We start from the raw sequence: 12,717 nt of genomic DNA, 5'->3' as shown, positions 1-12,717 counted from the left end.
CGTTCGAGTGAAGCGGCGCACGGCCAGCACGCTCCGCAGTCCCCACCCCGTCTGCCGTCGGGCACGCGGGGGCCTTTCGTCCGCTTCTGTCGTACGCGGGGTCCCCGCGTGTCTGAAAATGGGGCTGGTGTGGTTCGGGTGAGTGAACGGGTATCGGTTCGGCAGGGGTCTAGATGGCCCACACGGTCGCGGACCGGGTCTCGGTGCTTTCCAGGGTGAGCGGTACCGGCACCTCGTAGCGGCCCTGTGCCCGGAACCGGTCGCGCGGCAGGTGCGCGCGGTCCGGGTCGCCGAGCAGCACGAGCGCACCGCGCGCCGCGGCCCTGGTCAGGAACGGCAGCATGAGCGCGGTGATCTCCGCGTCGTAGAAGACGTCACCGGCCAGCACGACGTCGGCACCGAGCGCGTCGCTGTCGAGCTGGTCGCCGGGCAGCGTCGTGACGGTGACGTCGTTGGCGGCCGCGTTGAGCTCCACCGCCGCGAGCGAGAGCGGGTCGATGTCGTTGGCCGTGACCGAGTCCGCGCCGGCCAGCGCCGCGGCGATCGCGACCAGGCCGCTGCCGGAGGCGAGGTCGAAGACCTTCTTGTCGCGCACCAGCCCGGGGTGGTCGAGCAGGTGCCGCGCCAGGGCCTGACCGCCCGCCCAGGGGAACGCCCAGAACGGCGGCTGGTCGTGGTGGGTCAGTTCCCACAGGTCCATCGCCTCGGCCGCACTGTGCAGCAGGACCTCGGGTACCAGGGGCACCGGTGTGAGAGCCGTGTTGGCGAGCACGAACTCGGACAGCGTGGGCGCGGACATGACGGAGAAGCTTAGGGGCCGCCCCTGCGGCGGCCGCAGAGGCGAAAGGCCATGAGTTCGCGCGGGGTTCACCGGCCCAGCGCCGCCAGCACCGCCTGGTAGGTCTGCTCGGCGTCGGCCTCACCCGTCTCGATCACCACCGACTCCGGCGTGAGGTAGCGGGTGAACTGGTCGCGGATCCGGCGGATCATCGCCGCTCCGCCCAGCGCCTCGACCGCGCCGTCGATGTGGTGATCACGGCCCTGGAACCGGCGCACCGCGACGTCCGCGGGCGCGAGCAGCATGATCTCCAGGTAGTCCGCGCCGGCGGCGTGGGCGGTCTCGGCGAACCTGTCACGTTCGGGCCGGCGGGCCACCAGCTGCGGCATCACGACGTCGTGGCCCGACGACAGGTGCGTGGCCGCCATGGCGAGCGCGAGCGGACGCACCAGGCCCACGGTGCCGAAGAAATCGTCCTGCCAGCCGCCGACCAGCCGGACGATCTCGTCGGCGTCGAGGTTGAGCGTCTTCGGGTGTTCGGCGGCGTAGCGGGCGGCGATGGTCGACTTGCCGACGCCGGTGGGGCCGTTGAGGTGGATCAGTGCGGGCACCGGCCCGAACTTACTGGCCCGGCACTATTGGCAGACCCGCGCCAGTTCGTCGATCGCGGTGGCGACCAGGGCGATCGCGATGTCGGGTGACTTGCCGCAGCTGGCCGGGCGCGGCGGTACCGGTTGCTCGGTCAGCGCCACCTGCCACTCGCGGCCGTCGTCATGTCGCACGGTCGCGGAGTCGGCGGTTTCGGCGACGACGGTGAGCACGTCGCGGGTCTCGCCGAGCTGCTCGCGGACGGCGACCTCGGCGACCTGACCGCGCGGGCTGAAGCAGGAACGGCCGCGGCACCGGTCGGCGACGATGCCCTCGGTGACGACGCGCTGCGCCAACTGGTGGTCGAGTCGTCCGTACAGGTGACCGGTGGGCAGCAGGACGCCGGTCGGGGCGAAGCGGTGCCCGCCGGTGTGGGTGCACTCCCAGAGGTTGAGCGCGGTGGCGATCGGACGGCCGTACAGGGCGCAGCAGACGTCGCGTTTGCTGTTGGTGCACACCAGCAGCAGCGGGTCGGGCACGGGCGTGCCGAACGCGGTGGAACGGCCCGCGCCGAGGGCCTCGAAGTCGAGCTCGAGGGCTTCCTCGGGGGCGGTGAGGTCGGCCTGTTCCAGCCACGACGCGCCGGGCTTCGTCGAGGCCAGGTACAGGCGGCGGGTCGCGGGCAGGTGGTGGTCGGCGTGCTTGCCGGGGCGGCGGATCAACAGGATGCGCACACCCGTGCCGGCGGCGCGGCGTTGCAGTTCAGCGCCGAGTTCGGGGTCGAGGTGGCTCTCCACGATCGCGTCGCGGCCCCACGGGCCCGGCTGCTCCAGGCACAGCCACGCCGTCGCGGTCGCGGCCGTGCCGGCCAGCGGTTCGCCCGCGAAGTCGGAGAGTATCGAGCACCTCATCTGCACACTCTATACGGCCGTTCGGGTGAGGAATAAGGTCACCCTTACCGGCTACACCGGACCCGTCGCGACGAAACGTGATCAGGTCCGGCCCTCCAGCTGCGCGACCCGGTCCCTCATCCCCGCCTCGAGTCGCGCGCGGTAACCGATGAACAGCTTGTTCGCCAGGTAGGGAGCCCAGTTGCCCTGCTTGGCGATGTTGTAGACGCGGTGCACGACCAACGCCCCCTCCGGATGGGCATGCAGCGTGTCCTCACCGCGGTACCACCAGTCGCCCCAGTACGCGATCACGCCCTGATCCCGGTCGACCAGCCGATGCGACCCGGACACCCCGGCGTCGGCGAACATCCGCTCGCGCACGTCCTCCAGCGGCGCGCGCACCACGCCCTTCACCTCGAACAGCAGTCGTGTCATCGGTGCTTGTCCTCCCAGTGCTCGTGTCCGCCGACGGTGCCGTCGCGGATGGCGGTGGCGAACCAGGTCAGCCAGGCGCGTTCGGCGCGCAGCATCGCCATCCGGTAGTCGAGCTCGATCCACGCCAGCTGCGGCAGCCCCATGCCCGCGAGCCGTTCCAGCAGCACCGCGAGCGCGGCCAGCTGCTCGGCCACGGCCCGTTCACGCTGCTCGACGACGGTCAGCGCGTCGTCCGGCGGCAGCAGCCCGACCAGGGAGATCCCGGCCTCGAACCGCGGGTACTCCTTGGCCGGCACCGCGATCAGCTCGCGCAACCAGTCGTGCAGCTCGCCGGTGCCCGCGGCGGTGACCGCGTAGACGGTCCGCTCGGGCCGGTTCCCGGACTTCTGCGTGGCGCTCGCGGTGATCAGCTCGTGTTTGGCCAGCGACTCGACGACGGTGTAGAGCGAGCCGTAGTTGAGCTTGATCACCTCCTCCTGGTGGCGTTCGCGCATGGTCTGCGCCATCTCGTAGGGGTGCATGGGCCGCTCCGACAGCAACGCCAGCACCGCGAGAGCCAGGGGGTTCGTGCGCCTGAACGACATATCCGCTCCCAGATACTCGGCACCGAATATATGGGTAGGGTGGACGTCATGACAACGGTGATCACCGGGGGAAGCCGGGGTATCGGAGCCGCGACCGCACGCAGGCTGGTGCGCGACGGCCACCAGGTCGTGATCAGCTATCGCCAGGCCGCCGACGAGGCACGCTTGCTGGAGAAGGAACTCGGTGTCGTGGCCGTGCGGGCCGACACCTCCGACGAGGACGACGTGGCCCGCCTGTTCGACGCCGCCGGCGACGACATCACCGGCGTGGTCAACAACGCCGGCATCACCTCCCCCTCGGGCCCGCTGGCCGAGCTGCGCACCGAGGACCTGCGCCGGGTCGTGGACGTCAACGTGATCGGCGCGTTCTTCGTGGCCCGCGAGGCGTCGCGGCGGATGAGCGGCGGCTCGATCGTGAACGTCTCCTCCGGCGCCGCGACTCTGGGCAGCCCTGGCGAGTACGTCCACTACGCCGCCACCAAAGCCGCCGTCGACGCGATGACCATCGGGTTGTCCAAGGAACTGGCGCCGCGCGGGATCCGGGTCAACTGCGTGCAGCCGGGCACCATCCGCACCGACATCCACCAGCTGTCGGGCCAGCCGGACCGCCCGGACCGGGTGGCCGGGCGCGTGCCGATGGGACGGCCTGGTGAGGCCGACGAGATCGCGAACGCCATCGCGTGGCTGCTGTCGGACGAGGCCTCGTACACGACGGGCGCGATCCTGCGGGTGACCGGCGGAACCTGAGCCGAACTGTCAGACCCGCTGGGTAGGTTGATCGGATGGGCACCCTGCTGAGTTCTCATCCCGTCGCCACCGACCGAAGACGCGTGCTGGGCCGCGTGTTGCTGATCGTGGCCCTGGCCAGCGCCCTGCTGCTCACGCTGATGTTCGTGGTCGACCTCGGCGGCGCGCAGTACGCGCTGGTCTTCGCCGCGTTCCCGCTGCTGCTCGCCGGCCCCGCCGCGGTGGTGCTGCTGCGCAAGGCCCGCACGCCCGAGGTGATCGAGCTCTACGACGGCGGCATCGCGCACGTCCTGGGCGGCACCCGGCGCAGCTGGACGTGGGAGCAGGTGCGGGCGATCGACGTCGCCGAGCGCGGCGAGTACTCCTACACCGGCTCCGACCTCGACTGCACGATCCGGTTCGACGACGGCCGGCTGCTGCACTTCAGCGGGCTCACCCAGGACAGCCGCGTGATCGTCGGCGCGCTGGGCACCCACTGCGCCGCCGCGGCCCGCGAGCCGGTGCGCACGAAGTACAAGGGACGCGCGGCGGCGGTGCTCGGGAGCATCACGCTCGTCGGTGGCGGGGTCGCCGCGTGGGCGATCACCGCCGTGCCGCACACCGGGGAGGGCGGCGACCAGTTCGGGCTGGCGATGCTCGCGGTGGCCTGCGTGGTGCCGGCGGTGATCAGCCTGATTCTGCTGATCTCTGTTCTGGTGACTGGCCGGCGCTAGGGACGGTCGCGGAGAACACGCCGATTCCCAGCGCGTACGGGTCGTCGAGGCCGACGGTGCGCAGGGTCTCCGTCGGCAGTGCCAGCAGCGAGATCGCCACCCCGAGGAAGTAGGCGTCCAGCAGACCGGTGTCGCGGACCGTGGCGGGCAGGCCCGCCGCCCGCTGCAGGGTCGCGGCCGCCTCGGCGTTGGCCAGCACCATGCCGGACAGGGCCGCGCGCACGCCGGGCCGGCGGACCGCTTCCAGGTACAGCTCGACCATCGCGAGCATCTGGGTCGGGTCGTCGGCCACCGCGCGGCGCAGCAGGGCCGGGTAGAGCTCGGCGACGTCGGAGGCGCTGATGTCGGCCGGGGTGGTCTCACGCAGGCGGTCGACGGCGGCGCGGTGCAGGGCGGTCATCCTGGCCGCGGAGGCGGTGAGGATCGCCTCGCGGGTCGGGAAGTAGTTCTTGGTGGTGCCGATGGGGACGCCGGCCTCGCGGTCGATCGCGCGGTGGGTCAGGCCCCGGCCGCCTTCCACCGCGAGGATCTGGATCGCGGTGTCGCACAGAAGATCACGACGGCTCACGGTCCGGGACCCTAGCAAGATCACCACGGCTGTGGTGAACCGGGGCGAACGCGCTGGTCCCGGCGGTCGCGATGAGCACTCCCCGCTCCACGACCAGGAACAGGCCGCACACGCAGCGGACGTAGGACACGGCGCCGTGCGAGGAGACCGGCGAGGTGCAGGACCAGTGGCAGGCGGGGCAGGTGGCGATCATGCACACCAGCGTGCTGTCATGGTCTAGTGCATTTCAACCCTTACGGCGGGGCGGCGGCGGAACTCGCCGCGACGCTGGTCAACGCCGATCCCGGCGCCGACCTGCTCGACGTGCTCAAAGCCTCCGACTACAAGCCGCTGGGCTCGCTGGACGCCCGCCAGGAACGTGACGTACGAGACTGGATCGAGCGCCTGCGCCAGGTCTTCCACCGCCCGACGGTGGAGCTGCTCAACGAGTTGCTGGCCGAGTCGTCGACCACGCACTACATCTCCACCCACGACGGACGCGCGCCGCACCTGCACTACGCCCGTGAGGACGCACCGACCGATGTGCGCGTGAAGGCGTACACGGCGGCGGGCATGGCGGCGTTGTTCTGCGAGGACGCCGGACGCATCGGCGCGTGCGACCGCGACGGCTGCGACACCGTCTTCGTCGACACCAGCCGCAACGGGCGCCGCAGGTTCTGCTCCACCAAGTGCGCGAACCGCGTCGCGGTGGCGAACCACCGCACTCGCCGGCCGGCGTGACTCAGCTCGAACGGCACGTCCGCCTCACTTGTCGATGACGTTGTTGAGCCGGCGGGCTTTGTAGTCGGAGTAGGGCTCCAGGCCGTAGGTCAGCGAGCGGTAGTCGGTGCCCCAGTCGCCGCGCTGCTCGTAGGCGAAGTAGCGGGTCTTGGCGCTGTCGGTCCACCGGTCGAAGATCACGGCGTGGCGGTTGTTGCCGTCGCCGATCGCGTCGATGACCAGGTCACCACGTTTGAGCTGGGACATCGTGATCGACGTCGTCCAGGTCGAGGTGGCGAGCTCGACGGTGTTGGGGCCCGGCTTGTCGAGCCGCGCGGCCATCGACGCGTAGCCGGAGCAGTCCATGCGGTAGCCGTCGGTCCAGGTGCGGTTCTGGTCGTAGGGCACGCGGGTGCCGTTGTTCGCCGTCAGCCAGCTGTTGGCGCGGTTGATGATCTCGTAACGGTACATCGGCGTGGCGGCGGCGTGGGCCGGTGTCACCAGCGTGGTCAGGGCGAGCAGGATCGCGGCCGTCGTCGCGAGGACTCTCATGCGCGGTACTCCCATTCCGTAGATCACCTGTCGGCGCTTAGGGTCGGTTCATGGAGCTGACGGAGCTGTGTTTCGCCGGGGTGGCCAGGCAGGCCCACGCCGTGCGGTCCGGCGAGGTGACCGCGCGCGACCTCGTCGCCGAGCACCTGCGCCGCATCGAGCGCGTCGATCCGCAGCTCAACGCGTTCCGGCTGGTCTTCGCCGACAAGGCTCTGGCAGAGGCCGAGCAGGCGGACGCGCGCAGGGCGGCCGGTGAGGAGCTGCCGTTGGCGGGGGTGCCGATCGCGGTCAAGGAGGACATCGCGATCGAGGGCCTGCCCACGACCAAGGGCACGAACGCCGCCCGCACCCCCGAGCCCGCCGACTCCGCGATCGTGGCCCGCCTGCGCGCGGCCGGGGCGGTGATCATCGGCCGGACCCGCATGCCCGAGCTGGGGTTGTGGCCCTACACCGAGAGCGGCTGGGCGGGTCCGACCCGCAACCCGTGGTCGCTCGCGCACTCCCCCGGCGGCTCCAGCGGTGGCTCCGCCGCGGCCGTGGCGGCCGGGCTGGCGGCGGCCGCGATCGGCACCGACGGCGCCGGGTCGATCCGCATCCCGTCCGCGGTCACGGGCCTGTTCGGGCTCAAGCCCCAGCGCGGCCGCGTCTCGCTCTCGCCCGAACGCGAGGCGTGGGGCGGCCTGGTCGTGGCCGGCCCGATCACCCGCACGGTGCTGGACTGGGCGTTGGTCGCCGACCAGATCCACGGCGCCGTCCCCGGTGACGCGCACGTCGCGCACCCGCCGCGCACGAGCTTCACCCAGGCCGCGCGGACCGATCCCGGCCGGTTTCGGATCGGGGTGTCGCTGCGGCCGTGGGGTCCGGGCATCGCCATCGCCGACGAGGTCCGCGACGCCGTGCAGGACACCGCCGCGCTGCTCACCGACCTCGGCCACGACGTGGTGCGCCTCGACCCGCCGATGCGCGACGTCGCCGCCTCCACCCAGTTCGCCGCCCGCTACCTCTACAACGCCTATCTCGCGCGCACCGGCATGGAGTTCCCGGACCTGGTCGAACCCCGCACCCGCGCGGTCGGCGAACTCGGCCGCCGCCTCCCGCGCGGCACCCGCCGCTGGGCCACCAAGGACGACGCCGCGCTCACCGCGTACGCGAACCGGGTGTTCACCTCGGTCGACGTGCTGCTCACCCCGGCGCTGACCCGCCAGCCGATCCGCGTCGGCGAGTGGGACCACCGCAACGTCGTCACCGCGCTGCTCACGGCCTCGCACTACACGACGTTCCTGCCGCTGTGGAACATCGTCGGCAACCCCGCCGCCTCGGTGCCCGCGGGCCGCACGTCGTCGGGACTGCCGCTGGCCGTGCAGCTCGTCGGCCGCCAGCACGACGAGTGCACGCTGCTGTCGGTGTCCGCCCAGCTCGAGCGTGCTCGGCCGTGGGCGGACCGAACCCCGTCGGACCTCGGTCATGCGAAATAGGATAGTACGAGTACGGACTATCCGAAGTGGTATCGATCAGAATCCGCGTCGGGACAACTCGTCGAGCAGTTGACGGTCCGCGACGTGGCGGGACTTGATGTGTTCCAGGTAGTCGGCGAAGGCGTCGGGCTGCAGGCCGCGTAGCTGGTGCAGCCATTCGACGACGAGTTCCTGCTCCTCGATGCCGCGCCGGGCGAGCTCGACCTCGACGATGCGCCGGTAGACCTCGATGGCGAGCCGGCTGCCGTCCTGCACGAGGTGGTTCACCAACTCGGCGCGCAGCGGCGGCCAGTCGTCGGTGTGCACGACCAGCGCGCGGATCTTGAGGTAGACGTCGAGGTTCGGCCGGGCGAGGAACGCCTCCTTGCACACCTGTACCGCCTGCTGCGGGTTCCCCCGGCGCAGGTGCTCCTCGACGGCCAGGTCGATCAACCGCAGCGCCGCGCCCCGGCCACCTACCGCGCGCAGGCCGCGTTCCACCCAGTCCAGGGCCTCGTCGGAGCGGGCGTTGTCGCGCAGCACGGTCGCGACCTGGAGGTAGTGCCAGCCCGACGACAGGTCCTTGGACAGCACGAGCACCTGCAGGTCGACGTCCTCGCTGTACTCGGCGAGCTCCTCCATGACCCGCAGCAACGCCCAGCGGGCGCGGTCGTAGCGGCCGGTCTCGCCGAACCCGATCACCGGCAGCGGTTCGAACAACTCCACCGCGCGCTCGCGGTAGCGCGCGAGGCCCTCGTCGTCGAGCGCGTCGGCGTAGGCGGCGAGGCCGACGTCGGGGGCGTCGGGGTGCCGCAGCTGCAGGTCGAGCAGCCAGTCGGCCAGGCGCACCGGGTCGGGGGCGGTCTCGGCGCACGCGCGGGCGTGGGTGCCCAGCACGCGGTGGGCGAGTTCGGCCAGTTCGACCCGGTGTCTTCGGCTGCCGGCCACTCCGTCGGCCAACTGGGTGACGATCTGTTCGATCAGCGCGACCAGGTCCGGGCCGGGATCGGTGACAAGGAGTGACTGCAGCTCGACCGACACCGCGGTCAGTGCCTGCCAGCGGGCCGGCCAGTCCGTCTCGCTGTCGGCACTGTCGGCCTCGACGAGCGCGGAGGCCACGGTGGCGGGCAGCGAGTCCATCACAACATCATTCCCGCGTCACCCGGTCGAGTGCCACAGATGTCGCCCTAACGGATTTAAGGTTCACCCCACGTGGTCAGACGCCTACAGGTCGGCCAGTTTGCGGGACAGGACCTCGCGTTCGCGTTCGTTGCCGCACAAACGTAGTGCCTGCTCCAGCGCGGTGCGGGCCTCGTCGACCCGGCCGAGCCGCCGCAGCAGTTCGCCGCGTACTCCGGGTAGTTGGTGCGACTCCTTGAACACCTCGCTGCCCGCGAGGTCGTCGACGATCGGCAGCGCCGCGGCGGGGCCCCTGGCCATGGAGACGGCGACCGCGCGGTTGAGCTCGACGACCGGCGAGGGGGCGAGCCGGCCCAGCGCCTCGTAGAGCACGACGATGCGGTCCCAGTCGGTCTCCTCGACCGACGGAGCCAGCGCGTGACACTCGGCGATCGCGGCCTGCAACCCGTAGTAGCCGTAGCCGCGGCCGATGTCGGCGGCCTTCGCGAGCGCCGCGCGGCCGCGGGCGATGGCGGAGCGGTCCCAGCGGCGCCGGTCCTGGTCTTCGAGCAGGACCGTCTCGCCGTCGGGGCCGCGCCGGGCGGGAAAGCGGGCGGCGGTGAGTTCGAGCAGGGCGAGCAGGCTGTGGGCCTCGTGCTCCTCCGGCATCAGCCGCGACAGGATCCTGGCCAGCCGCTGGGCCTCCCCGGCGAGGTCCAGGCGCATCACCTCGTCACCGGAGCTCGCCGACGAGCCCTCGGTGAAGATCAGGTAGATGACGCTGAGGACCTGGGCCAGCCGTGCCGGGCGCTGCGCGACCGGCGGGACCTCGAACGGCACGTTCGCGGCACCGAGGGTCTTCTTGGCCCTGGTGATGCGGGCCTGCACGGTCGCGGTCGGCACCAGGAACGCCCGCGCGATCTCGTCGCTGGTCAGACCGCCGATCACGCGCAACGTCAACGCCACCCCGGCCTCACGCGACAGCACCGGGTGGCACGAGGTGAAGATCAGCGCGAGGGTGTCGTCGTCGATCTGGTCCGGGTCCCACAGCACGTCGTCGGGCGCGGGCCCGGGTTCGGTGGCGCCGGTGAGAGCGCCGCCCTCGCTGAGGTGGTGGGCCAGGGCGGCGTACTTCTCGTCACGGGTGCTGCGGCGGCGGAACGCGTCGATCGCGCGGCGCCGCCCGACCGTGAGCAACCACCCGGCGGGGTTGTTCGGCACGCCTTCGCGCGGCCACGTCACCAGTGCCTCCGCGAGGGCTTCCTGGGCGAGGTCCTCGGCCAGCGCGAAGTCGCCGGTGTAGCGGGTCAGCGCACCGATGATCCTCGCGGAGTCGATGCGCCACACCGCCGCTACGGCCTTGCGTCCCGTGGGGTCGCTGCTCATGGGGCCCAAAATAGATCAGACGCCAGGATCAGAGCTGGCCGGTCGACTCACGCCAGGCCCGTTCCTTCTTGATCCACTCGTTGTCCTGCGGGAACTCGTCGATCGTCGGCACGCGGCGGATCTCGGTCTTGAACCCGGCCGCGGTCATCGGGGTCCGCTTGGCCCACTCGATCGCGTCCTGGATGGTCGGGACGTTGATCAGGTAGAAGCCGTTGAACAGCTCCTTGGTCTCGCCGTACGGGCCGTCGGTGACGACCGGCGGTTCGCTGGAGAAGTCGACGACCACGCCCTCCTCGGCGGGGGCGAGCCCCTCCGCGGCGATCAGGACGCCGGCCTCGATCAGCTCCTCGTTGAACCGGCCGACGGTCTCCAGCATCTGGTCGAAGTCGATCTCGCCGAGGTTGCCCCAGGCCTCGTCCGAGGTCACGCGCCAGATCAGCATGAACTTCATGTGTGCTCACTCCCCAGTGGGATCGTGCGGGTCCGTTGTGGACCCTTTCACGCTCAGGTCGAACGGGCGCGCCGTTCGATCGACACGCGCCCGAAAAAAGTTCGAGCGGCCCGCCCCGCAGTCCGGGACGAGCCGCTCGACCAGGTGTTTCTCAGATCTGTTCGTCGGGCTGGTGCAGCGACCGCGGCTGCTCCCCCTCGAAATCGGACACAGGCAGCTCCGGCACCGGCGAGGCGGCGCCCACCGACCGCGGCGTGGTGCTCAGCGGGCCGGGCACCTCCTTGCGCGCCACGGCCTCCGCGGCCGCGACGGCGGCGGCGACCTTCGGGTCCGGCGCGGTGTCGAACCAGTCGGCGACCGCCGGGTCGTCCTCCTCGGGCTTGGGTCGCTCGCCGGTGTCGACCGGCGGCTCGTAGCGGAACACGCCGTCGTCGCCGGGCGCGCCGAGCATGCGGGCGAACCCTTCGAGGGCCTTGCCGTAGTCGGACGGGATCATCCAGACCTTGTTCGCGTCGCCCTGCGCCATCTGCGGCAGTGTCTGCAGGTACTGGTAGGCCAGCACCTCCGGGGTGGGCTTGCCGTCCTTGATCGCGGCGAAGACCTTCTCGATGGCCTTGGCCTGACCCTGCGCCTGCAGGTAACGGGCGGCGCGTTCACCCTGCGCGCGCAGGATCTGCGACTGGCGCTCGGCCTCCGCGGTGAGGATCGCGGCCTGCTTGGCGCCCTCGGCCGCGAGGATCTGCGACTGCTTCTGGCCCTCGGCCGTCTTGATCGACGACTCCCGCTGGCCCTCGGCGGTGAGGATCATGGCGCGCTTCTCCCGGTCGGCGCGCATCTGCTTCTCCATCGAGTCCTGAATGGACGGTGGAGGGTCGATGGACTTCAGCTCGACCCGCGCGACGCGCAGGCCCCAGCGGCCGGTCGCCTCGTCGAGCACACCGCGCAGCTGACCGTTGATGTGGTCACGCGAGGTGAGGGTCTCCTCCAGGCTCATGCCACCGACGAGGTTGCGCAGCGTCGTGATCGTCAACTGCTCGACACCGACGATGTAGTTGGAGATCTCGTAGACCGCGCTGCGCGGCTCGGTGACCTGGAAGTAGACGACCGTGTCGATGGAGACCGTCAGGTTGTCCTGGGTGATCACCGGCTGCGGCGGGAACGACACGACCTGCTCGCGCAGGTCGATGCGGGCCCGCACCTTGTCGATGAACGGCACGATGATGTTCAGGCCGGGTGCCGCGGTGTTGCGGTAGCGGCCGAGGCGTTCGATGACGGCGGCCTGCGCCTGCGGGATGACCAGCACCGACTTGACGGCGATGGTCAGCACGAAGATCGCGATGACGGCCACGACCACAGCGGTGATCGGGTCCAACTCGGCTCACATCCTTCTGGGGTCAGACAGCCGCGATGACCACGGCCGTCGCCCCTGAGATCTCGACAACGGTGACGGCTTCGCCCGGCTCGATCACGGACCCGTCGAGGGTGCGCGCGCTCCAGGTGTCGCCGCCGATCTTCACCTGCCCGCCGTGCTCGTCCACCTTCGACACCGCGACGGCCCTGCTGCCCAGCAACGCCTCGTGGTGCATCTTGACGCCCATGCCCAGCTGCAGCCGCCTCTTGACGAAGGGCCGGGCTCCGACGATCAGGCCGACCGACGACACCGCGAAGACGAGCACGCTCACCAGGTCGGCGGCACCCAGTGCGGACACGCCCGCCGCTGCCAGCGCCGCCGCGCCGAGCATCACCAGCACGA

The 12,717-nt window shown here is 71.0% G+C and carries 17 protein-coding genes; 4 read left to right on the top strand and 13 right to left on the bottom strand.

The features are described from left to right. Positions 1–169: 169 nt before the first annotated feature. The 5 genes from B0F77_RS05375 to B0F77_RS05355 all read right to left on the bottom strand — a co-directional run bounded on the left by B0F77_RS05375 (position 170) and on the right by B0F77_RS05355 (position 3,275). Positions 170–799 (bottom strand): class I SAM-dependent methyltransferase, encoded by a 630-nt coding sequence (locus B0F77_RS05375; protein WP_086661654.1) that lies wholly within the window; start codon positions 797–799, stop codon positions 170–172. 68 nt (positions 800–867) lie between these two features. Continuing rightward, positions 868–1,389: a P-loop nucleotide/nucleoside kinase family protein gene (locus B0F77_RS05370; RefSeq protein WP_086661653.1), complete on the bottom strand. Its 522-nt coding sequence runs from the start codon at positions 1,387–1,389 to the stop codon at positions 868–870. A 24-nt stretch (positions 1,390–1,413) separates the two neighbouring features. After that, entirely contained in the window at positions 1,414–2,277 is an 864-nt protein-coding gene (locus B0F77_RS05365; RefSeq protein ID WP_086661652.1) for a ferredoxin family protein, read from the bottom strand. A gap of 81 nt (positions 2,278–2,358) precedes the next feature. After that, positions 2,359–2,691 carry a hypothetical protein gene (locus B0F77_RS05360; protein ID WP_086661651.1) on the bottom strand — a complete coding sequence of 111 codons (333 nt, stop codon included), beginning with the start codon at positions 2,689–2,691 and terminating at the stop codon, positions 2,359–2,361. Then, entirely contained in the window at positions 2,688–3,275 is a 588-nt protein-coding gene (locus B0F77_RS05355; protein WP_086661650.1) for a PadR family transcriptional regulator, read from the bottom strand. The genes B0F77_RS05360 and B0F77_RS05355 overlap by 4 nt, the downstream gene beginning before the upstream one ends. Positions 3,276–3,323: 48 nt before the next feature. On the opposite strand from B0F77_RS05355, the gene B0F77_RS05350 reads away from it, so the two are divergent. Both B0F77_RS05350 and B0F77_RS05345 read left to right on the top strand, forming a co-directional pair. After that, the gene (locus B0F77_RS05350; protein ID WP_086661689.1) at positions 3,324–4,022 is read left to right on the top strand and encodes an SDR family oxidoreductase; all 699 of its coding nucleotides are present in this window, start codon (positions 3,324–3,326) and stop codon (positions 4,020–4,022) included. A 35-nt stretch (positions 4,023–4,057) separates the two neighbouring features. Then, positions 4,058–4,735, top strand: coding sequence for a hypothetical protein (locus tag B0F77_RS05345; protein WP_086661649.1), 678 nt, complete (start codon positions 4,058–4,060; stop codon positions 4,733–4,735). Here B0F77_RS05345 and B0F77_RS05340 read toward each other — a convergent pair. Together B0F77_RS05340 and B0F77_RS46955 are read right to left on the bottom strand one after the other, a co-directional pair. Then, on the bottom strand, positions 4,689–5,303 hold the full coding sequence (locus B0F77_RS05340; protein ID WP_245847839.1) for a TetR/AcrR family transcriptional regulator: 615 nt from the start codon (positions 5,301–5,303) through the stop codon (positions 4,689–4,691). The two genes, B0F77_RS05345 and B0F77_RS05340, sit on opposite strands and share 47 nt — an antisense overlap. Further along, positions 5,290–5,496, bottom strand: a complete 207-nt coding sequence (locus tag B0F77_RS46955; protein ID WP_143466579.1) for a hypothetical protein — start codon at positions 5,494–5,496, stop codon at positions 5,290–5,292. Before B0F77_RS46955 ends, B0F77_RS05340 begins: the two co-directional genes overlap by 14 nt. A gap of 26 nt (positions 5,497–5,522) precedes the next feature. On the opposite strand from B0F77_RS46955, the gene B0F77_RS05335 reads away from it, so the two are divergent. After that, positions 5,523–6,023 (top strand): CGNR zinc finger domain-containing protein, encoded by a 501-nt coding sequence (locus B0F77_RS05335; RefSeq protein WP_086661648.1) that lies wholly within the window; start codon positions 5,523–5,525, stop codon positions 6,021–6,023. A 24-nt stretch (positions 6,024–6,047) separates the two neighbouring features. Here the strand turns inward: B0F77_RS05335 and B0F77_RS05330 are convergent, their stop codons facing one another. Further along, positions 6,048–6,554: a hypothetical protein gene (locus B0F77_RS05330; RefSeq protein WP_086661647.1), complete on the bottom strand. Its 507-nt coding sequence runs from the start codon at positions 6,552–6,554 to the stop codon at positions 6,048–6,050. A gap of 50 nt (positions 6,555–6,604) precedes the next feature. On the opposite strand from B0F77_RS05330, the gene B0F77_RS05325 reads away from it, so the two are divergent. Further along, complete coding sequence (locus tag B0F77_RS05325) at positions 6,605–8,029, top strand: amidase (RefSeq protein WP_086661646.1); 1,425 nt, start codon at positions 6,605–6,607, stop codon at positions 8,027–8,029. Between the two features lie 36 nt (positions 8,030–8,065). Here B0F77_RS05325 and B0F77_RS05320 read toward each other — a convergent pair whose 3' ends face one another. From B0F77_RS05320 to B0F77_RS05300, 5 genes are all read right to left on the bottom strand, one after another. Further along, positions 8,066–9,148: a hypothetical protein gene (locus B0F77_RS05320; protein WP_086661645.1), complete on the bottom strand. Its 1,083-nt coding sequence runs from the start codon at positions 9,146–9,148 to the stop codon at positions 8,066–8,068. 84 nt (positions 9,149–9,232) lie between these two features. Further along, on the bottom strand, positions 9,233–10,513 hold the full coding sequence (locus B0F77_RS05315; RefSeq protein ID WP_086661644.1) for an RNA polymerase sigma factor: 1,281 nt from the start codon (positions 10,511–10,513) through the stop codon (positions 9,233–9,235). Between the two features lie 28 nt (positions 10,514–10,541). Beyond that, positions 10,542–10,964: a YciI family protein gene (locus B0F77_RS05310; RefSeq protein ID WP_086661643.1), complete on the bottom strand. Its 423-nt coding sequence runs from the start codon at positions 10,962–10,964 to the stop codon at positions 10,542–10,544. Positions 10,965–11,115: 151 nt separating this feature from the next. Beyond that, on the bottom strand, positions 11,116–12,327 hold the full coding sequence (locus tag B0F77_RS05305) for an SPFH domain-containing protein (RefSeq protein ID WP_211293675.1): 1,212 nt from the start codon (positions 12,325–12,327) through the stop codon (positions 11,116–11,118). Between the two features lie 31 nt (positions 12,328–12,358). Next, a partial coding sequence (locus tag B0F77_RS05300; protein ID WP_143466578.1) for an NfeD family protein occupies positions 12,359–12,717 on the bottom strand: 359 nt, incomplete at its 5' end.

The sequence above is a fragment of the Lentzea kentuckyensis genome (assembly GCF_002150765.1).
Taxonomy (GTDB): domain Bacteria; phylum Actinomycetota; class Actinomycetes; order Mycobacteriales; family Pseudonocardiaceae; genus Lentzea; species Lentzea kentuckyensis.
This window is presented reverse-complemented; position numbering and strand designations above follow the sequence as displayed.